General features: G+C 61.2%; 20 protein-coding genes. 3 read left to right on the forward strand and 17 right to left on the reverse strand.

Annotated elements, in window-relative coordinates; translation table 11 throughout:
- Position 1 precedes the first annotated feature (1 nt).
- Positions 2 to 1966, forward strand: coding sequence for a hydantoinase/oxoprolinase family protein (locus CKO25_RS06160; protein WP_200387040.1), 1965 nt, complete (start codon positions 2 to 4; stop codon positions 1964 to 1966).
- Positions 1967 to 2175: 209 nt separating this feature from the next.
- Positions 2176 to 3363, forward strand: coding sequence for a DesA family fatty acid desaturase (locus CKO25_RS06165; RefSeq protein WP_200387041.1), 1188 nt, complete (start codon positions 2176 to 2178; stop codon positions 3361 to 3363).
- Positions 3364 to 3492: 129 nt separating this feature from the next.
- Here CKO25_RS06165 and CKO25_RS06170 read toward each other — a convergent pair whose 3' ends face one another.
- Positions 3493 to 4119, reverse strand: a complete 627-nt coding sequence (locus CKO25_RS06170; RefSeq protein ID WP_200387042.1) for an MlaC/ttg2D family ABC transporter substrate-binding protein — start codon at positions 4117 to 4119, stop codon at positions 3493 to 3495.
- 418 nt (positions 4120 to 4537) lie between these two features.
- Between CKO25_RS06170 and CKO25_RS06175 the strand changes: the two genes are divergently transcribed.
- The gene (locus CKO25_RS06175; protein ID WP_200387043.1) at positions 4538 to 4942 is read left to right on the forward strand and encodes a PaaI family thioesterase; all 405 of its coding nucleotides are present in this window, start codon (positions 4538 to 4540) and stop codon (positions 4940 to 4942) included.
- Between the two features lie 119 nt (positions 4943 to 5061).
- Here CKO25_RS06175 and urtE read toward each other — a convergent pair whose 3' ends face one another.
- From urtE to pdxH, 16 genes are all read right to left on the reverse strand, one after another.
- On the reverse strand, positions 5062 to 5757 hold the full coding sequence (urtE, locus tag CKO25_RS06180) for an urea ABC transporter ATP-binding subunit UrtE (RefSeq protein WP_200387044.1): 696 nt from the start codon (positions 5755 to 5757) through the stop codon (positions 5062 to 5064).
- 237 nt (positions 5758 to 5994) lie between these two features.
- Positions 5995 to 6840 (reverse strand): urea ABC transporter ATP-binding protein UrtD, encoded by an 846-nt coding sequence (gene urtD, locus CKO25_RS06185; protein WP_200387045.1) that lies wholly within the window; start codon positions 6838 to 6840, stop codon positions 5995 to 5997.
- A complete protein-coding gene (gene urtC / locus CKO25_RS06190) occupies positions 6837 to 7922 on the reverse strand; it encodes an urea ABC transporter permease subunit UrtC (protein WP_276569015.1) in 1086 nt (361 codons plus the stop codon). Before urtC ends, urtD begins: the two co-directional genes overlap by 4 nt.
- A 226-nt stretch (positions 7923 to 8148) precedes the next feature.
- A complete protein-coding gene (urtB, locus tag CKO25_RS06195; RefSeq protein ID WP_200387046.1) occupies positions 8149 to 9783 on the reverse strand; it encodes an urea ABC transporter permease subunit UrtB in 1635 nt (544 codons plus the stop codon).
- A gap of 99 nt (positions 9784 to 9882) precedes the next feature.
- On the reverse strand, positions 9883 to 11184 hold the full coding sequence (gene urtA / locus CKO25_RS06200; protein ID WP_200387047.1) for an urea ABC transporter substrate-binding protein: 1302 nt from the start codon (positions 11182 to 11184) through the stop codon (positions 9883 to 9885).
- A gap of 801 nt (positions 11185 to 11985) precedes the next feature.
- A complete protein-coding gene (locus tag CKO25_RS06205) occupies positions 11986 to 12321 on the reverse strand; it encodes a helix-turn-helix domain-containing protein (RefSeq protein ID WP_200387100.1) in 336 nt (111 codons plus the stop codon).
- A gap of 241 nt (positions 12322 to 12562) precedes the next feature.
- Positions 12563 to 13543 carry a LysR family transcriptional regulator gene (locus CKO25_RS06210; RefSeq protein WP_200387048.1) on the reverse strand — a complete coding sequence of 327 codons (981 nt, stop codon included), beginning with the start codon at positions 13541 to 13543 and terminating at the stop codon, positions 12563 to 12565.
- A 251-nt stretch (positions 13544 to 13794) separates the two neighbouring features.
- A complete protein-coding gene (gene tatC / locus CKO25_RS06215; RefSeq protein ID WP_200387049.1) occupies positions 13795 to 14964 on the reverse strand; it encodes a twin-arginine translocase subunit TatC in 1170 nt (389 codons plus the stop codon).
- A gap of 239 nt (positions 14965 to 15203) precedes the next feature.
- Positions 15204 to 15647 carry a Sec-independent protein translocase protein TatB gene (gene tatB / locus CKO25_RS06220; protein ID WP_200387050.1) on the reverse strand — a complete coding sequence of 148 codons (444 nt, stop codon included), beginning with the start codon at positions 15645 to 15647 and terminating at the stop codon, positions 15204 to 15206.
- Between the two features lie 36 nt (positions 15648 to 15683).
- Positions 15684 to 15944 carry a twin-arginine translocase TatA/TatE family subunit gene (gene tatA / locus CKO25_RS06225; protein ID WP_200387051.1) on the reverse strand — a complete coding sequence of 87 codons (261 nt, stop codon included), beginning with the start codon at positions 15942 to 15944 and terminating at the stop codon, positions 15684 to 15686.
- A gap of 186 nt (positions 15945 to 16130) precedes the next feature.
- On the reverse strand, positions 16131 to 16448 hold the full coding sequence (locus tag CKO25_RS06230) for a phosphoribosyl-ATP diphosphatase (protein ID WP_200387052.1): 318 nt from the start codon (positions 16446 to 16448) through the stop codon (positions 16131 to 16133).
- 5 nt (positions 16449 to 16453) lie between these two features.
- Positions 16454 to 16849, reverse strand: coding sequence for a phosphoribosyl-AMP cyclohydrolase (gene hisI, locus CKO25_RS06235; RefSeq protein WP_200387053.1), 396 nt, complete (start codon positions 16847 to 16849; stop codon positions 16454 to 16456).
- A gap of 213 nt (positions 16850 to 17062) precedes the next feature.
- On the reverse strand, positions 17063 to 17803 hold the full coding sequence (hisA, locus tag CKO25_RS06240) for a 1-(5-phosphoribosyl)-5-[(5-phosphoribosylamino)methylideneamino]imidazole-4-carboxamide isomerase (RefSeq protein WP_200387054.1): 741 nt from the start codon (positions 17801 to 17803) through the stop codon (positions 17063 to 17065).
- An 84-nt stretch (positions 17804 to 17887) separates the two neighbouring features.
- A complete protein-coding gene (gene hisB / locus CKO25_RS06245; protein ID WP_242467448.1) occupies positions 17888 to 18508 on the reverse strand; it encodes an imidazoleglycerol-phosphate dehydratase HisB in 621 nt (206 codons plus the stop codon).
- A 36-nt stretch (positions 18509 to 18544) separates the two neighbouring features.
- On the reverse strand, positions 18545 to 19171 hold the full coding sequence (locus tag CKO25_RS06250; RefSeq protein ID WP_200387055.1) for a histidine phosphatase family protein: 627 nt from the start codon (positions 19169 to 19171) through the stop codon (positions 18545 to 18547).
- Between the two features lie 257 nt (positions 19172 to 19428).
- On the reverse strand, positions 19429 to 20088 hold the full coding sequence (gene pdxH, locus CKO25_RS06255) for a pyridoxamine 5'-phosphate oxidase (RefSeq protein ID WP_200387056.1): 660 nt from the start codon (positions 20086 to 20088) through the stop codon (positions 19429 to 19431).
- Positions 20089 to 20113: the final 25 nt, after the last annotated feature.

Below are 20113 nucleotides of genomic sequence, written 5' to 3' on the forward strand. Positions count from 1 at the left end.
CATGACCATCCTGGGCGTCGACACAGGAGGAACCTTCACGGACTTCGTGCTGTGGAGCGAAGGACGCATCCGCACCCACAAGGTGCTCTCGACCCCCGCGGCCCCGGAGCAGGCGATCTTGCAGGGGATCGCTGAACTCGGCCTCACCCCCGCTGGGCTCAACCTGATCCACGGCAGTACGGTCGCAACCAACGCCGCACTCGAGGGTCAGGGTGCGCGCACCCTCTATGTCACCAACCGCGGTCTCGCCGATCTCCTGAGCATCGGCCGCCAGGCACGGCCTGATCTCTACGACCTCCAACCCCCACCGCGTCACCCACCCGTCCCACGCGCCCTGTGTTTCGAAACCGGAGGGCGGGTTGGGGCGGACGGGAGCGAGGTCGAGCCATTGCGGGCGGACGATTGTGCCGCGCTGCAGCGGGCGGTCGCACAGCTCGCACCCGAGTCGGTTGCCATCAATCTGCTCTTCTCTTACCTCGACGATCGCGCCGAGCGGGCGCTGGAAAACGCGCTGCCGGAGGGCCTATTCGTGGCACGGTCTTCCGAGGTTTTGCCGCTGGCGGGGGAATACGAACGGGGTATCGCAACCTGGCTGAACGCGCGCCTCGGCCCCCTCGTCGCACGTTACATCGAGCGCCTCGTCGGTGGCCTGACGGGATCTCGGGTATCGGTGATGCAGAGCAGTGGCGAGGCGGTGAGTGCCGCCCAAGCGGCACGTCATACCGCACGCCTGCTCTTGTCGGGTCCCGCCGGCGGACTCGCCGGCGCGGCCTTCGCTGCCAGCGCATCAGACGTGCCCCGCCTGCTCACTTTCGACATGGGTGGAACCTCGACCGATGTCGCCGTCATCGAGGGTGAACCACGCCTCACGACCAGCGGCCGCATCGCCGATCTGCCCGTGGCGCTCCCGATGGTCGATATGCACACCATCGGGTCCGGTGGTGGCTCCATTGCGCGGCTCGATGCCGGGGGCATGCTGCGAGTCGGCCCGGCATCGGCGGGCGCCACGCCTGGGCCTGCCTGCTATGGTCGCGGTGGGCGGCACCCGACGGTCACGGATGCCAATGTGATCCTAGGCCGCCTCGACGCGGCAGGGTTCCTCGATGGTCGCATGCCGCTCGATGTCAGAGCCGCGCAAGCGGCCTTCGCGGATCTCGCCGAGGCGATGGGACTGACCATCGAAGACGCCGCGCTCGGTGTCATCCATCTGGCCGACGAACAGATGGCGCGCGCTCTGCGCGCCATCTCGGTGCGACGTGGACTCGATCCGCGCGACTTCACCCTCGCCTCATTTGGAGGTGCTGGTGGTCTCCATGTCTGTGCCCTCGCCGAGGCACTCGGAATGACACAAGCCATGGTTCCCGTGCATGCCGGGGTCCTCTGTGCCCTCGGCATGGTCGTCACCCCGCCGGGGCGCACCTTGACCCGGACCCGTCTCGGCCCGCTGAACGAGGCGGACGCGCCGGGTATCTCGGCAGCCCTCGACGAACTCGAACAAACCGCGGTCGCTGAATTACAGGCCGAGGGTCTCCATCCAAGCCACCTACGCGTCGAGAAAACGCTCGATCTGCGATACCGCGGGCAAGCACAGACGCTGAACCTCCCCTGGATCAGAGTGTCTGATACTTGTGAGCACTTCCACCAACAACATCAGCGGATCTATGGTCATCGCCTCGATCTGCCCGTCGAATTGGTGAATCTGCGGGTGCGTGTCCGGGGACCCGTGACACCGCTCGACCTCCCGCAACCACGAGGTGGCGAGACGAACACTAATCGAGCTCAGGTCGCAGTCGGATGCGCGACACCCATCCCGATCCGCACGAGCAGGTCGCTGGTCGGTGCGTCTCCCTTGAGCGGACCCGCCATCGTCGCCGATGCGTACAACACGGTTTGGATCGCGCCCGGTTGGCACGCCACCGTGGATCAGCGGGGAAACCTGAACCTCGCATCCCACAGCCGACGCTGAACCTGAGGTCGTCCTCGGTAGGGGACCCGGCTTGAACCCTAGCTGTATCGACACGCCATAGCGACCGTCCGAGCGGTTCTGGCGCTGCACATCAGGATGGAGCGAAACGCGTCGAGCCCGTTCCGCCGTTCGCATGTCCATGTTGAACATTCACTGTTTCAACGATCGCCCCTTCACCAGCCACCGAGAACCGCTCGGCAGGAACCCCCATGACCCTATACGGAGTCCTTGATGTTGGCATCGCCGGCGTCGTCCTGATTACGCTCGCCATGACCCATGTCACGATCCTGAGCGTGACGCTTTATCTGCATCGCGCCCAAGCGCATCGGGCGCTCGATTTGCACCCAGCACTGGCACATTTCTTTCGCTTCTGGCTTTGGCTCACGACCGGGATGGAGACCAAGGAGTGGGTCGCCGTTCATCGACGCCATCATGCGAAATGCGAGACCCCTGATGATCCACACAGCCCCCAAGTCCTCGGACTATCGCGGGTGCTCAGAGAAGGGACCGAACTCTACATGCAAGCCGCTCGCGATGGCGAGACGTTGACACGCTACGGACGCGGCACCCCTGATGACTGGATCGAACGTCATCTCTACAGCCGCTTCTCGGTGCTCGGTGTGATCCTCATGTTGGTCATCGATCTCGTCTTGTTCGGGATTCATGGCCCGATCGTCTGGGCAGTGCAGATGCTATGGATTCCTCTCCTCGCCGCGGGTGTGATCAATGGCCTCGGCCATGCGGTTGGCTATCGAAACTATGAACCCAAGGATGCCTCTCGAAACATCCTGCCTTGGGGGATCCTGATCGGCGGCGAGGAACTGCATAACAACCATCATGCCTTCCCGAGTTCGGCTCGGCTCTCCTCGAAGTGGTGGGAATTCGATATCGGATGGATGTATTTGCGATTCTTCAAACTGCTGGGATTGGTGCACATTCGACGCCTTGCACCGACTCCGGTGGTGATTCCGGGGCGACCGCGCATGGATCTCGACACCCTGCGCATCGTGATCATCAGCCGTATGCATGTCTTTGCCCGCTATGCGAAGGAAGTCATCGGCCCCGTCACCCACGCGGAACTCTGCCGCGGGACTGAAGATTGCCGACGCCTCGCCCGCCGCGCACGGAAGCTTCTGAGCAGCGAGGGGTCACGACTGGATCAACAGGCGCGACACCATCTCGAGCAGTTGCTGGAGCGTCATGAAACACTGGCGACCGTCTACCTGTTTCGCGAACGGCTCAAGGAGGTGTGGGATCGCCAGGCACTCAGCCAGGAGGCTTTACTGAACGCGATGCAGGAGTGGTGTCAACAGGCTGAAGCCTCTGGTATCCAAGCACTCGAACGATTCTCGAATAACCTCAAGGGCTACAGCGTCAAGGCCGGGGTTGCAGGATAATCGAGCCTACCGCCGTGTGGTGACCGGCACAAGGCGAGGTACCCCTGAAATCGTCGCCGCAGGCTCGACGCCTCAGGAGGTGTCGCTCGCGCCGCGTGCCGGGAACATCGAGCCGACGTTTCAAGGCCCTCAACGTCGCGTGTTATTGCGCGCGGTCATGTCCTCAAGCAAACCGTCGATCCCTCGCCGCTGGGCAACTGCGGTGAATTGGTTGCGATAGGATGCAAGCAGGCTGATGTCCTGTACGGTGACATCGTAAGCTTGCCAGCGGCCATTGCGGAGTGCCATCCGGTAATCAACCCTAACCGGTGTTCCGCCAGGCTGCTGGATCTCGGTGCGCACGAGCGTTCGCGTTGCCGACGCATCGAGTTGCATCGGGAGGAACCGAATGTCCCAAGCACTGAGGCTGTCGAGCGCCGAGGCATAGGTCTGGATCAACAAACGCTGGAATTCCGCCTGAAAGACGCGGCGCTGTTCCGGGGTCGCATCGCGCCAGTAGGGGCCGAGTGCGAGCGCTGAAATACGCTGAACATCAACATGCGGCAAGAAGACCTGATCGACCAATCGGTACACATACTCTGGATCCTGCTTGAGCCGATCGCGATCCTCGCGCAAGACCTGCATCAGGGTATCCGACACCTCCTGAATGATGCGCTGTGGCTCATTGAGCGCACTCTGTGCCGGAGCGGCAACCAGCAGCAGAGCCTGCAGCAGAATGAGTTTGAGCCAAAGAGCTGGGGACGTCTTGTTCATCATCGTGCCTCGTGCGATCAATCATGTGAACAGTGGTGATGGCTGCTGAATCGAGTCCGTTCGCGCCCTCTCGGCATTGGCATCACCCAGGATGGCCGCCGACCGAGGGGGTCTCAGGACGACCCAGTGGTGTTGGCTGCAGTCGGGAACCGAACTAGGACGCTCGATCCAATGCGCCTGAACGATCCGATCCGGCTCGCGCGCTGGACGTTACATTAGGTCTGCGGGGATCAAATTTGTTCGGAAAAAAGTAGCCTCCGATGCGGTGATTCGGACTGGAGTCCCGCCCGGCATACCACGCTCCCGCGGCCTGCGGATTGTGCTTGGGCCGGGCCCGCAGCGGACTCGGGGTCTTGCGGACATCGCCAGAGTGCGTTGCTTTAAGATGAGTCAGTCTCAGTTCGAGCGGGAGCTCATCAAGATGAACTTAACGAAGATTCAGCAATTCTTCCTCAAGGATCGCTTTGCCGAACATGTCGGAATTGAATTGGTCGACGCGGCACCTGGACGTGCGACGGCCCGGTTGGAGATTCAGGATTACCATCTCAACGCGGTCGGTCTGGTGCACGGCGCGGCGATCTTTGCTCTGGCCGATCTTGTCTTCGCCGTCGCCTCGAACGCGCATGGAACCGTCGCGCTCGGGATCAACGTCTCGATTGCATACCTCAGCGGGACTCGCGGGCCTCTGCTCGTTGCGGAGGCCGAGGAAGTCTCAAGGAATCCGAAATTGGCTACTTACATTATCCGGATCAGAGATAAAAGTGAGACCCTGATTGCGCTCTTTCAAGGCACGGTTTATCGCAAGCGCGACCCCCTTGAGCCTTGAGCATCCGCAAATATCGGGGTGCGCCCCTCCCCGCTCGTTAACATCCACCAGCGAACATGGATCCGTCAGCGCGCAGTCGATCGTCCGAAGCGCGGAGGGCGTCGCGCGATCATGCGTGCCTAGACGCTGAGGTGCTGCTTGACGAGAGCATCCGTCAATTCAGGGATGGCGCCGGTCGCCATCAAGCGGCCACGATCAAGGATGACGAAGCGATCAGCGACCCGTCGCGCAAACGGCAATTTTTGCTCGACGAGGATGACCGTCAGATCCAAGTCGGTCATTAAACGTCGGATGATATCGCCGATCTCGTGAACGATATTGGGTTGAATCCCTTCGGTTGGCTCATCGAGGATCAGCAGCTTCGGATCGATCACCAGCGCTCGGCCAATGGCCAACTGCTGCTGTTGCCCGCCAGAGAGATCACCACCACGGCGCTGCAGCATGTCCTTGAGCACCGGGAAGAGCTCGAAGAGATAACCCGGGATCTGCTTGGAGCGATCGGGGCGGGCCCCGAGGCCGATCCTGAGATTCTCCTCAACGCTCAGCAGGGGGAAGATTTGACGACCCTGGGGAACATAGCCGATACCGAGCGACGCACGCCGCTCCGCACTGAGTTTGGCTAAATCTTGGCCACGATACAGCAGCGATCCAGATCGTAACGGCAAGAGTCCCATGATGCACTGCATCAGGGTCGTTTTACCGACACCATTTCGCCCCATCACACAGGTGCATTCTCCCGGCGTGATCTCGATGTCGAGATCCCACAGGGTATGACTTTCGCCATAGAACTGATTGAGTCCACTGATCTGAAGCATCGTCCACCCTGTCCTATCGAACACCGCCCTCTCGGTTGATCCGATCAACGTCCGCAACCGCCTCGATTGGTGACCTGAGCGGTCTCAGTGATGCCACACACACCTGATGCACCAACCTCAGCACCGTCCCAAACCGCGCAAGGCATCTGAATCCGATGATCCCTGCTTGAGCGTGCGTGCGAGCATCAAAAGCGCGAACCCGTCAGGTAACCCCGTCCGCGGCCCGCGCGACACGGCTTATTCGCCGAGATAGACCTCGATCACGCGTGGATCGTTCTGTACCTCATCCATGCTCCCTTCGGCGAGCACCGCGCCCTGGTGCAACACCGTCACCCGCTTGGCGATCGAGCGAACGAAGTCCATGTCATGCTCGACCACCACCACGGAATGACGGCCCTCCAGTGACAACAGCAACTCCGCTGTGCGATCCATTTCCTGATGCGTCATGCCGGCGACCGGCTCATCGACAAGCAGCAGTTGCGGGTCCTGCATCAAGAGCATGCCGATCTCAAGCCATTGCTTCTGACCGTGCGAGAGCGCACCGGCATCCTGGTCGAGCAGCTCTTGCAGCCCGATCGTCGTCAGGACCTCGTGAATGCGATCACGCTGTTCCCCCGTGAGGCGAGCGAACAGGGTTGGAAAGACGCGCTTGTCGCCCGCCATCGCCAGTTCGAGATTTTGGAACACCGTGTGCGACTCGAAGACAGTCGGCTTTTGAAATTTACGGCCGATCCCCAGCGCCGCGATCTCCGGCTCGGAGAGTTGCAGCAGATCGATACTGCGTCCGAAGGACGCCGTGCCCCCGTCAGGACGCGTCTTTCCCGTGATAATGTCCATCATGGTGGTCTTGCCGGCACCGTTAGGACCAATCACACAACGCAGTTCGCCCGCATTGACATAGAAGTTCAGATCATTGATCGCCTTGAACCCGTCAAAGCTGACATGCAACCCCTCCAGGTAGAGGATCACGCCCTGACTGACATCCAGTTCCAGGTCCAGTGTGGAGTACATGAACCGCCACTGCCGATCTCGACGCATCGACTCGCGCAGTTGCTCCACCGGCTTGCGTGCTGCTGGATTCATGGAGTGACCCTTGCCGTGCGCTCGCGCGGGCGTCGCACACGCCACCAGGTGACGGCCTGGCTGAACAAGCCCGCGATGCCTTTCGGTAAGAAAAGCGTCACCAGGACGAACAGCGCACCCAGCGCAAAGAGCCAGGCCTCGGGGAAGGCGCCAGTGAAATAGGTCTTACCGTAGTTGACCAGGACCGCCCCAATCACGGCGCCATAGAGTGTCGCACGCCCCCCAATCGCGACCCAGATCACCAGCTCGATCGAATTCAGAGGCGAGAACTCCCCCGGATTGATGATGCCGACCTGGGGAACATAGAGTGCCCCGGCAATCCCAGCGAGCATGGCTGAAAAGGTGAAGATTGCCAGTTTCACATGATCGACCCGGTACCCGATGAAGCGCGTACGGGCCTCGGCATCTCGAATCGCGACGGCGACGCGACCCAATCGCGAGGTGACGATGAAACGGCAGGCAAGATAGCCCAGGGCGAGGGTCAGGGCAGAGGCGAGAAAGAGTCCGATCCGAGTCGTGTCGTTCGTCAAATCGAATCCCAGGATGTCCTTGAAATCGGTCAGACCATTGTTGCCACCAAACCCCATCTCGTTGCGGAAAAAGGCAAGCATCAAGGCATAGGTCAGGGCCTGCGTCATGATCGAGAGATAGACTCCGGTCACCCGCGAGCGAAAGGCGAGATAGCCGAAGACGAACGCCAAGACCCCAGGCACCAGGATCGCCATCAGGACCGCGAACCAAAACATGTCGAAGCCCTGCCAGAACCAAGGCAGTTCGGTCCAGTTCAGAAACACCATAAAATCCGGCAGGACGGGATGACCGTAGACACCCCGATCGCCAATCTGCCGCATCAGATACATGCCCATGGCATAGCCGCCCAGACCAAAAAAGGCGGCATGCCCCAAGCTAAGAATACCCAGATAGCCCCAGACCAGATCGACCGCCACGGCAAGCAGGGCGTAGGTCAGATATTTGCCGAGCAAGGTCACGGTGTAGGTCGAAACGTGCCACGGGTTCCCTTCCGGCACGACCAAATTCAGGATCGGCACCAGCACCGCCACCAGTAGCAGCACCGCAAGCATTGCCTGACCACCACGGTCATCCCTCAGCAGCCTCCCTAAGACCATGTTTCGACTCTCCCAAACCCGATCGATTGGAATCTCCACTCATCGCTGATCACAGCTCACCGACGAAACCAGCCTGTGATGACAGGGACCAGAGCCGGCACGCGGCCAAGTGATCCCCTCCGGATGCCCTGTCAGATCACGTCTCGATCATTCCTGTCAGCGACTCAAGGCGACCGCTGCGCTAGCCGTCCGCCGCTCGACCACGTTGTGGAAAGAGACCACGCGGACGTTTCTGAATGAATAGGATGATGAAGACCAGGACCAGGATCTTGGCCAAGACCGCACCGGCCCAAGGTTCCATCAGCTTGTTGGCAACCCCCAGCGTCAAGCCGGCCACCAGTGTTCCCCACAGATTGCCGACGCCCCCGAAGACCACGACCATGAAGGAGTCGATGATGTAGGCCTGCCCCATATTGGGGCCGACGTTGGTGAGTTGTGACAAGGCGACCCCCGCGACCCCGGCGACTCCAGCACCCAGACCGAAGGTCAGTGCATCGACCCGACCCGAACGCACCCCCATCGAACGCGCCATCGCCCGGTTCTGAGCAACCGCGCGCACCTGCAACCCCAGCGCGGTGCGTTTCAAGATCACGAGCAAGGCAAAGAAGACCAAGAGGGCAAAGATCAGGATGTAGAGCCGGCTGTAGGTCAGCGCGAGTGCCGGATTGATTTGGAGCGATCCGCTCATCCAGGATGGATTCTGCACCGCGACATTCTGTGCCGAGATGGTCGTGCGAACGAGTTGCTGCAGGATCAGGCTGATCCCGAACGTCGCCAGCAGGGTCTCGAGCGGACGACCATAGAGAAAGCGGATCACGGTGCGCTCGATCAAAATGCCCATGAGCCCTGCGACGATGAAGGCGGCGGGGATGGCAACGAACAGTGAATAGTCGATCCAGTGCGGCATCGCTTGCTGCACCAGATAGGTGGTGTAGGCACCGATCATGATGAGCTCGCCGTGCGCCATGTTGATCACGCCCATCACCCCGAACGTGATGGCCAAACCGATGGCAGCCAGCACCAGGACCGACCCCAAGCTGAGTCCGAAGAAGAGCGTTTCGGCGGCCTCATTGAGCGAGCGCATCCGCTCGATGTGGGTGCGCGCCCGTTCCGCCGCGTCCCGAACTTCCGGATCGGTTTCTGCCGACAGCAGACGATTCAGACCATTGCGTGCGGCCGGATACAGACTGCCGGAGAGCCGATCGATCCCCCGCAAGCGGATCTCGGTAGCGGGATCCTGCAGATCAGCCAACGCCAGACTCAGGGTCAGATAATCACGCACCTGGCGGTTCTCTTCTTCCTCGAGCTGATCACGGATGGCCTGGATCACCAGCGGGTTCGGGTCGCCGAGCATCTGCTGTGCGGCCCTGAGACGAACCGCTGGATCGGGGCTGGCCAAGGTCAAGGCCGCGATCGCCGTGCGCAACTGCGTGCGCATGCGATTATTGATGGCAATCTTCTTCACCTCGCGCCGCGACGCCTCGCCGAGCTCCGACCCATCGAGCGCGTCACGCAGCCGATAGTCGCCCGCGCTGGGCGAGACCAAGACGAGCGCGCGATCCGCGTCGCGGACATAGAGCTGACCCGCGGCCAGAGCCTGGAGTAGCGCCGCCGCGCGCGGATCACCGCTCGCGGCAATGACGTCGACTGCGGCCTGCTTCACCGCGAAGGATGGATCACTCAGATCGATCAGCGCGGCCTCGAATGACACCGTCTCCGACCCCTCGGCGCTGACCCGCGTCACCGCGAACAAGCACAAGAGGACCAACAACGAGCTGATCCAGATACCGCGGTGGAGCGGAATTCTCGTAGGCATGCTCTTCATCATCCAAGGGGTGGCATGTTGGTGGCGCGGTCACGCCGCGCTGCCGGGCGGTGCGAGATCCGGTTCGCGACACCGGATCTCGCAGGCTCCTCACTCTGCCTCGCTGCCGAGACAGGTCTGAGTCACCGTGTTGAAGTTTCCGCACATGATGGGCGGTGTCCAATCGGCGATCAGATCCTTGGATCCCTCGAGATAATCCGACCAGGCATCACCTGGAACCTCCTCATCGGTCTGCCACACCACCGCGAACTGACCATCCTCCTGAATCTCACCGATCAGGACAGGCTTGGTGATATGGTGGTTTGGCAACATCCTCGCCGTCCCCCCCGTCAGGTTCTGCGTTTCCAGCCCGATGATTGCGGCCTGTACCGCATCCGTGTCCGTGGTCCCGGCCTTCTCCACCGCCTGGACCCAGAGGTCGAAACCGATCTTGTGCGCCTCCATCGGATCATTGGTCACGCGCTTGTCGTTCTTGATGAAGCCGTGCCAGGTCTCGATGAATTCGGCATTGTTGGGGTCGTCGACGCTCATGAAGTAGTTCCATGCCGCGAGATGCCCGACCAAGGGCTTGGTATCAATACCCGAGAGCTCTTCTTCACCGACCGAGAAGGCGACGACCGGAATGTCGTCGGCTGTCACACCCTGATTGGCGAGCTCCTTGTAAAACGGAACGTTCGCGTCCCCGTTGATGGTCGAGACCACGGCGGTCTTTTTCCCCTCGGAACCAAATCGCTTGATGCGAGCAACGATCGACTGCCAGTCCGAGTGGCCGAACGGGGTGTAATCGATCATGATGTCTTCATCGGCGACGCCATTCTGCTTGAGATAGGCCTCGAGAATGCGGTTCGTGGTGCGCGGATAGACGTAATCCGTTCCAGCGAGCACCCAGCGTTCGATGCCGAGCTCATCCTTCAGATAATCGACCGCTGGAATCGCCTGTTGGTTGGGTGCGGCGCCAGTATAGAAGACGTTTTTCGAGGACTCCTCGCCCTCGTACTGCACGGGGTAGAAGAGAAGTCCATTGAGTTCCTCGAAGACGGGGAGCACGGATTTCCGAGACACCGACGTCCAGCATCCGAAGACCACATCCACCTTGTCTTGCGTCAAGAGTTCACGGGCCTTCTCGGCAAACAAGGGCCAATCCGATGCCGGGTCCACAACCACGGCCTCCAGGGGCCGGCCCAACAACCCCCCTTTCTTGTTCTGCTCCTCGACCAGCATCAGAACCGTGTCCTTGAGTGTCGTCTCACTGATGGCCATGGTGCCGGACAGCGAGTGGAGCACGCCGACTTTGATCGGTGGTTCCGCGGACTGAGCCGGGGTCAGGGCCATGAGTGCGACGGCACAGGCCGCACTGAGCAGGGTCGTTTTGATCGGATTAGGCTTCGACATGCAGTGGAGCTCCTCTGGGCTAGGTCGTCATGAATCGCAGCGTGAGAGTCGAGTTTCCGCAACCCGATAACAAGAATCACGCCAACGATGGTCGCCGGCGGCAGAAACGTGTCTCGTGTACCCCATCGACATCACAGGATGGGATCGAGTGCACGCGAACACCGACTGCTCGACACCCTCGAGACCGCACCCGCTCCAGCGCGGACGACGCGCGAGAGCACGGTAATCCTAGCGGGCACGAAGGGATCCGACCCATCAACCGGGTGCCCGAGATGGTGGCAACAGTGGAGCGTCAGCCGCGCACCGAAAGCGCGAAAACAGCGTCCGGGTCGCAACCCGCACCGCCAACGTCAAGAATAGGAACCGGTCTCTGCCTCGATCGCGTCAACACGCGCACCGGCATAGTGCCCTCTCATGAGTTAAGAGGGCGCATCACCCAGCATCCGCACCACAATAGAACAAACTAGACAAACGGGTGGTGGCGACACCGCTTCCAACGCCGCCATCCTGGATTCGGAGCTTTGCGATCCAGACAGATTGTGTGCGGTCATCGAGACGAAGCCACCCCGACGATGCAGGGCGATTACAGTAGGATGCTGGGCAACCACGGGCGCAAAGACACACCCGCACGTGATCATCGAGCCTCGATGATCACTAGCACCGGCGCACACTAGGAGAGATTCGGATTGAGGCCAACAACGAGGCTGACCTCACAGGATGGAGGCGTGATCCGCGCGGAGGATGGCGCGCGAGGGCACGCCATCCCGATCAATCAGCGACACCAAGAGGCGGTCGCCGAACTTACTCGACGGCAAAACTCGGTTGATCGGATGCAACCTTCATGATGGTGTCCCGACCGCGGTCGTCAGCCTTGCGGTAATAAAGGACAAGGTCACGCTCGCGCGGCGTCAACGGGTCCGTGTCTTCGAGACAGAGCAGATAGGTCGGGGTCACGGTGCCGAGGGCGACCGCTAGTTCCTGCGCTTCTTCGAGCCCCATCCGGCGAATGCCTTGCTCGTAGTTGCTGATGCGCGACTTCGAGAGCGACTCAGTCCGCGCGGAGAGCTCCGACAGACTCAGCTTCTGATCATGACGCGCGGTTCTCAGGCGTTGCCCGATGCGTTTGGTGAGATCGATGTTTCTTGGGTTATTAGTCACGACAATATTTCAGTGGTTAATCAATGGCTCATTCTCATTCAAGAGGTGTGTCCAGGGCGCTCCCCGGAGCAAGTCCTCCATGGCTTCACCAATTACTATACACGGGGTGATAGATTTTTGCAGTCCTTCATGAAAAACCGGGCGCAATGTGTTCGGATACGGGCTCACGGCACCGCACTTGTCGAATTGGATCGCAGTCATCCGGACGTCTCCGGGAGACCTAGCCGAGACAAGCATCCTCCCAGGTCGCGACGTCGCCCACGGTTTGGGGCGTTGCCTCGACGATTCGATCGGCGAACACGCGGTCCAGTGTTCTCATGAAGCACTTGGTTTGGGGCGACAAAAACTTGCCGCGTCGCTGAACGATCCCATAGCTGCGTTTCGGGAAATACTGATGCAGCGGAATGCGACTCAGCTTTTCCTCACCGGTGAGACAGACGTCGGTGACAATGGAGATCCCGAGGCCGAGTTCGACATATTTCTTGATGACCTCCCAACCACCCGCTTCGAGCGTCACCCGATACCCGAGGTTGTGCTGCTTGAAAACGAGATCGACGAGACGCCAGGTGCTTAAGTGCCGTGGCGGCAGGATCAGGCCGTAGGGGGCGATCTCCTCGAGCGTGACGGATTCCTGATGTGCCAGGGGATGATCCAAGGGCGTGATCAGGGTCGGGCTGAAGGTCACGAAAGGGCGGTAGGTGATATCGTCCGGGATCTCCATCATGGAACCAACGGCCAGATCCACCTCGTCGGCTCGCAACATGGCCAGACCATCGCGCCCGGTGACGTTGTGCATCTTCAGGTCGATACCGGGATATTGGTCGACAAAGACCCGCACGGGATCGGGCAGGATGTAGAGGATCGTCGATTCGCCAGCCGCGATGTTCAACACGCCATGGTCAACACGTCCGCACTGAGTCGCAAAGGTCTCGTGCAGTTTGTCCATCCCCTCGACCAGCGGTTCGGCCATCTGAAACAACAGATCACCTTCAGGTGTCAGCTTGATCTTCGGGCCGCGGCGCTCGAACAGGACGGTGTCGAACTCACGCTCAAGCGCTTGGATTTGCAATGACACGGTCGGCTGACTCAAAAAAATCTTCTCGGCGGCGGCACTCACGCTGCCGGTGCGCGCGGCGTGGCAAAACGCCCGAAGTTGTTTGAGTCGGTTTTGTTTGTAGTGAATCTGGGATGCGGAGCCCATGAGGATCTGATTCGTTTGGTGGTTTCTTGTTTCTATAGTATCTCAGCATTGCCATTGAAAGAAACAATCATGTCACAGTCGTGATGTCGCCTGAACCAGGCCCGCCGCATTCCGGTCTCTCCTGTTCAGCGTCCACGCGTGATGGAGCGGAGCGCGTCCAGTCGTGAGTCTGCATCACCCAGATTCCCGCACGTTGAGCGTCCATCCAGGTGCGGAGCGCTCGCGACGCGCACGCTGGTTTTCCGGTTTGGTCATGCTTCGTCGAGTTGGTGAAGGATATTCCGCGCGACGCGGCGCTGATCATCGTCACCTTCCTCGAGTACTTCGTAGAGCACGGTGCGCGCGGCAAAGACACTGCCGAGTTCGCGCAACCGATTCGCGCGGCGGAGCTTCGCCTCGACCGAATTGATGTCCTCTGAGAGCGGACCCAAGGGCGTCGCGGGGTGCGCCGACGACGCGGCCGGAGTCTGGGGCAGATCCTCGGACTCCATCCGGTCCAACTCCTCGTCCATTTCCTCCTCGGTGAGCGGGCGCCACCGATCCGGATCATCGAAATGGGGATCGAGGTCACGACCAACCTCGGCTGCCGCCGTCTTAGCCGAGGTGGCTCCCGGTCGGTGCGGAGGCGTCGCCGAAGGCTCGCCCGGCGCTGCGTCGGCCTCATCCTCCGACCCCTGCCCACGTCGTCGGACGAGGATCTTCGAGGCGACGATGCCCACCTCGTACAGCAACCACATCGGAACGGCCAAGAGGGTCTGCGAGATCACATCAGGGGGCGTCAACAGCATCCCGACGATGAAGACACCAACGATGACATAGGGGCGAATCCGCGCCAAATCGGCCGGTGTCGTGACCCCCACCGCGACCAGTAGAAAGGTCGCGATCGGAATCTCGAAGGCGATCCCAAAGGCGAAGAAAAGTGTCAGCACGAAATCCAAATACGCCGAGATGTCGGTCATCATGGCCACGCCCGCGGGCGTCGAGGCGGCGAGGAAACCGAACACCAAGGGAAAGACCGCGAAGTAGGCGAAGACGATGCCCATATAAAACAACAAGATACTCGACAACAACAGCGGCGTGGCCAGGCGTTTTTCGTGCGTATAGAGACCGGGCGCGACGAAGCCCCAGAACTGATAGAGCAGATAGGGCATGGAGAGAAAGACCGCGGCCACCAAGGCAAGCTTGAAGGGGGTCAGAAAGGGCGCCGCGACCTGGGTGGCGATCATGGTGTTGCCGTCAGGCAATTTCGCCATGAGCGGCGCGGCGACGAATCCATAGATCTCGTTCGCAAACGGAAAGAGCAGCAAGAAAATGAGCAAGATGGCGATCGCCATGCGGATCAAGCGATCTCGCAGTTCGATCAGATGTGAGACGAACGGCTGTTCGGCGCCCAGTTCGTCAGGCTGCTTCGCGGGGGGCATAGGAACAATGATCTCGCGCTGGTTGGAGGTCGGCGAGGGCGCCGAGCCTGACGTGGTCTGATTCACGAACCGAGAGGACGATCGCGGCCACTCACCCACCGGTCATCAGCGCGTGGGGGAGTTTCGAGTCAGCACGCCATCATCGATCGCTCTGACGGTTTGGGCGTGGTCGAGGTCGCGTGAGTGCAGCTGGAGCCCGGAGCGGCCAGACTGACCGCGTTTTCGATCCGGGGTCCGTGTCAGGTCGAGGTCGGCTTCTCACCCGGGTCGCTGTCACTCCCAGCACGTGGATCACGATCGGCACCGGATCCCGTTTGCGCCGGGATCGTGGCAGGACCCGCGGAGGGGGAACCGGATGGGACGCTGGCCGTCGTTTCCTGATCGCGCTCCCTGGACGGTGTCCGCCTCGACGATGCCGGATCCTGAGCGGGCCGATCACCCATGATCGTCTCCTCGAGAATCGTCTCGAGGGGACGACTGCGCGCCTGCTTGTCAAGGATCGCCTTCAACTCGTCGGCCTTGAGTTCGCGTCGAATCTCATCCTGAACCGATGACAGGGTTCGCCGTGCCCGGCCGATCCAGAGTCCAGCGATGCGCGCGACTTTCGGGAGTCGCTCCGGGCCAATGACCACCAGCGCCACGACAGCGATGATGACCAACTCCCAAAAACCCCAGTCGAACATAGCGTCCCTCAGGCCGTCGAATGCGTCTGTTGCACGTTAGGCGGATTTCTCCGGCGCCTTGGTCTGGCTCGGTTTGGCAACGTCGCCATCGGCGACCCGTTTCTCGCCCGTCTGCTCAAGCGATTTGGGATCCGCATCCTGCTCGGCCTTCTCGGTCTCGGACATGGCACTGCGGAATCCTTTGATTGCATTGCCCAGATCCGACCCGATCCCCTTCAGTCGCTTGGTGCCAAACAGCAGCACCACGATGAGCAGGATGATCAAGAGTTGCCAGATACTGATTCCACCAGCGCCCATGTTCTCCTCCGGACCGCCACGTTCGAGCGGTCAACGCATGTGATCAAAACCGACGGCGGTGATGCCATCGATGAAATTCTCGGCCATGCGGATCCCCTGACCCTTCGGGAATCCGAAGCCTGCGGATCATACCGCAAACCCCATCCTCGCGGTTAGCGCCGCGCATGCCGAGGGGCCGCGGCATCATCAGGAGTCACGATTGGCCTTCTCGGTTAGGCCTGAGAGTCCGAAACGCCGCTCCAACTCCGCCGCCACGACCTCCGGACCAAGCCCGCGATGCGCAAGCAGCACCAGGGTATGAAACCAAAGATCGGCGATCTCGTGCACCAACCGCTCCGGATCACCGTCCTTCGCGGCCATGACGGTTTCGGTTGCCTCTTCCCCGATCTTTTTCAAGATCGCGTCCTCGCCTTTGGCATAGAGGCTCGCAACATAGGAACTGCCGGCCTCCGCACCCTTGCGCGCCTCCAACACCTCACCCAATCGCGCCAGAACATCATCCATCGTCGTTACCTTTTCCCATAGATGGCTTCAGGGTCCTTCAAGACCGGCGCAATCTCGACCCAATGTCCCGCCGCATCCAGTTCACGGAAGAAACAATTGTGGCGGCCGGTGTGACAAGCGATACCCCCGCGCTGTTCGACCTCCAGCAAGATGACATCTCCATCACAGTCGAGGCGCAGCGCATGGACCACCTGCTGATGGCCGGACTCCTCACCTTTGTGCCAAAGCCGTCCGCGTGAGCGTGACCAGTAGACCGCATGCCCCGTCTCGCGTGTCAGACGCAGTGCTTCCGGATTCATCCAGGCCATCATCAGGATGGTCCCGGTTCCACGCTCCTGTGCGATGACAGGAACCAACCCGTGGGAGTCCCATTTGACGACATCGAGCCAATCTTCAGTCATGCTGCCCAGTCCTCTTCAGATCGCATGGGTGACGCGTCAGCGCACCCGGATGCCGCACCCTCCGCTCGCCTGGCGCCGCCGTGGTGAGACGTCCCAATCCTCGGGCCGCCGGGTGTGATGAGGCACCTTGCCGCGCCCCCACTGAGTGAATACTGGCGTCCCACGCCAGCTGCGACAACCGCGCCAATCACCGGACTGCCGCGGATTCGGCGGTCAGGATCGGGTCAACCGATCGGCGAGACGCTGACCCTCAGCAAAGTCGAGCGTCCCCTCATAGATCGCTCGCCCCGTGATGGCACCCACAATCCCGCAACTGGCGACCTCGGCCAGGGCACGCACATCATCGATCACCGTGATGCCACCCGAGGCGATAACCGGACGCCCGATGGCCCCGGCCAGTGCACGGGTCGCCTCGACGTTCGGCCCACTCATCATCCCATCGCGCCCGATATCGGTGTAGACGATCGCCGCAACGCCGGCATCCTCGAACCGCCGGGCAAGCGACTCGACCTGAATCTCGGTGACCTCCGCCCAGCCCTCGATCGCAACACAACCGTCCCGCGCATCCAACCCGACCATCACCTGGCCGGGGAAGGAGCGACAGGCTCGCTCGACGAAGACCGGCTCCTTGACCGCCTGCGTACCGATGATGCAGTAGGTCACGCCGGCATTCAGATAGGCCTCGATCGTCGCCTCGTCACGGATGCCGCCCCCCACCTGGATCGGCAGCTCGGGAAAGGCCTCGACAATCGCCCGAATCGCCGCGCCATTGACGGGCATCCCCGCGAAGGCCCCATTGAGATCGACCAGATGGAGACGGCGTGCCCCCTCATTGACCCAACGCCCAGCAGTGTCGACCGGATCGTCGGAGAAGACCGTCTCCTCATCCATCCGGCCTTGGCGCAGCCGTACACATCGTCCGTCCTTCAAATCGATCGCGGGAATCAGCAGCATGAAGTTGGTCTCTCGCTATCGGAATCGTTCACGCGTCGCAGTGCGGTGGCTCGCCGTGCGCGCATCGACCTTCGCACTCGGCGCCTAGAGCGAGCCCTTCGTCGAGGGCGTCATACCGGTCATGCGCGGGTCGGGCTCGACGGCCATGCGCAGCGCACGACCGAATGCCTTGAAGATCGTTTCCGCTTGATGATGCGCATTGTCCCCGCGCAGGTTGTCAATGTGCAACGTGATGGCCGCGTGGTTGACCAGGCCTTGGAAGAACTCTCGAAAGAGGTCGACGTCAAATCCCCCGATCATGGCACGGGTGAAGCTGACGTTGAACGTCAACCCCGGGCGTCCCGACAGATCAACGACCACCCGCGACAGGGCCTCGTCTAGGGGTACGTAGGCATGCCCGTAGCGGCGCACGCCGTGCTTGGTGCCAAGTGCCCGAGACAACGCCTGGCCCAGGGTGATGCCGATGTCCTCGACCGTGTGATGTGCATCGATCTGCAGATCGCCCGCGGCCTGGATGTCGAGATCGATCAGACCATGCCGAGCCACTTGATCGAGCATGTGGTCGAGAAACGGAAGACCGGTTTGCAAGCGACTGCTGCCCTGACCATCGAGATCGATGCTCACGCGAATCTGCGTCTCCAGGGTCTGGCGCTCGACCTCTGCCGTGCGAACCATTCCCGTGCGATCGATACGCTCTGTCTTCATGGGTTGCTCAGGTGTCCTGATCCTTGCGAATCGGCATTAAACCATAGGCGCTTGCGGCAAGATAAGACCCGGGGTCACGCGCAACCAGAGCGCTTCGCCGTTCTTGCGCTTCATCTCGAGGGTCTGATCGATCGGCAGACCCATGATCTGCCGGGTCAAAACGTCCATTACCCAACCGTGCGTGACCAGCAGAACGGCTTCGCCGGGATGCTGGCGAGCAATCTCGCCAACGCCCCGTTGCACCCGCTCGACAAAGTGTTCCAAGGACTCACCCTGCTCGAACTCACAGGCAGGGTCGCGCCGCACAATGCCCTCGTGCAAACCCGGATGGCGCCGCGCGATTTCGCGCTTACTCATGCCCTCAATTCGCCCGAAGTGACGTTCCTTGAGATCGGCGTTCGCGCGCGGGGGCGGCAATCCCCAAGCCACCGCCAGAATCTCCGCCGTCTGCGCCGCCCGCTGCAATGGACTCGTCCAAATGCAGGTGAAGCCAGCATCACGCCAGCGTTCGGCCATCATCCGCGATTGCATGGACCCGGTCTCGTTGAGGGGGACATCGATCCAACCCTGTAGAACGCCGGTGACATTCCAATCCGTTTCGCCGTGCCGAACAACGCAGATCGCTGCCGGCTCGTTCGGGTTGCTCGGGTTGCTGTCGTTCATGACTCGTTGCTCGCATGGCAATGATCGCGGCCGCTCCGCTCGTGTAAGGGGCTCGAGTGCGCTGCACGACACCCGCGATCGCACACTTGAGAGGCCACCTGTGAATCACCGGATCTTGGAGCGTACGCGGCACATGCGCGAGGAGTTCGACGTATCGAAACCATGCCACCAGGCTCCATCACCATCGCGCGACGGCATCGGCCGCTGCATCAAGTAGGGGGTGGAGGGAGCCACTCTCTCAGGTTCACAGGTTCAGCTTAGGGCGCAAGCCGCTCGATCCGCCAGGATGCCGCCTCCTCCTCGCCCGAGACGGGATCGACCCGGCTGTAGAGGAAACGATCATGGAGGCGGCTGTCACGGCCCTGCCAAAATTCGAGCGACTCGGGGACGATGCGATAACCGCCCCAAAAGTCCGGCAGTGGGATCTTGCCTTCCCCGAAACGCGATTTCATCTCCGCAACTTTTGCCTCGAGCAAGGCCCGTGAGCGAATGACCTGGCTCTGCGGGGATGACCAGGCTCCGATCTGGCTGCCCCGCGGCCGCGTCACGAAATATTGCAGTGACTCCGCACTGGTGATGCGCTCCACCCGACCCTGGATCTGCACTTGCCGCGCCACGGCCAGCCATGGAAACAGCACGGCGACCCGAGGATTGACCTCCATCTGCTCGGCCTTGCGGCTGTGATAATTCGTGAAGAACACGAAACCGCGCTGATCATAGAGCTTCAGCAAGACCGTGCGCACGAACGGCTGGCCGCTTGCGGCAACGGTACAGAGGGTCATGCCGTTGGGCTCCGGCAGCGCCAGTTCGATCGCGGCCTGATACCACTGTTCGAACTGGCGCAGCGGATCAGGGTCTAGGTTCGCGCGGGTCAGACCGCGCGACATGGCTTCGTCTCGGAATGCGTTAAGATTCATTGGGAATGATCAAATACAATACAAA

This window comes from Thiocapsa imhoffii (assembly GCF_016583985.1).
In the GTDB taxonomy this organism is placed as follows: Bacteria; Pseudomonadota; Gammaproteobacteria; order Chromatiales; family Chromatiaceae; genus Thiocapsa; species Thiocapsa imhoffii.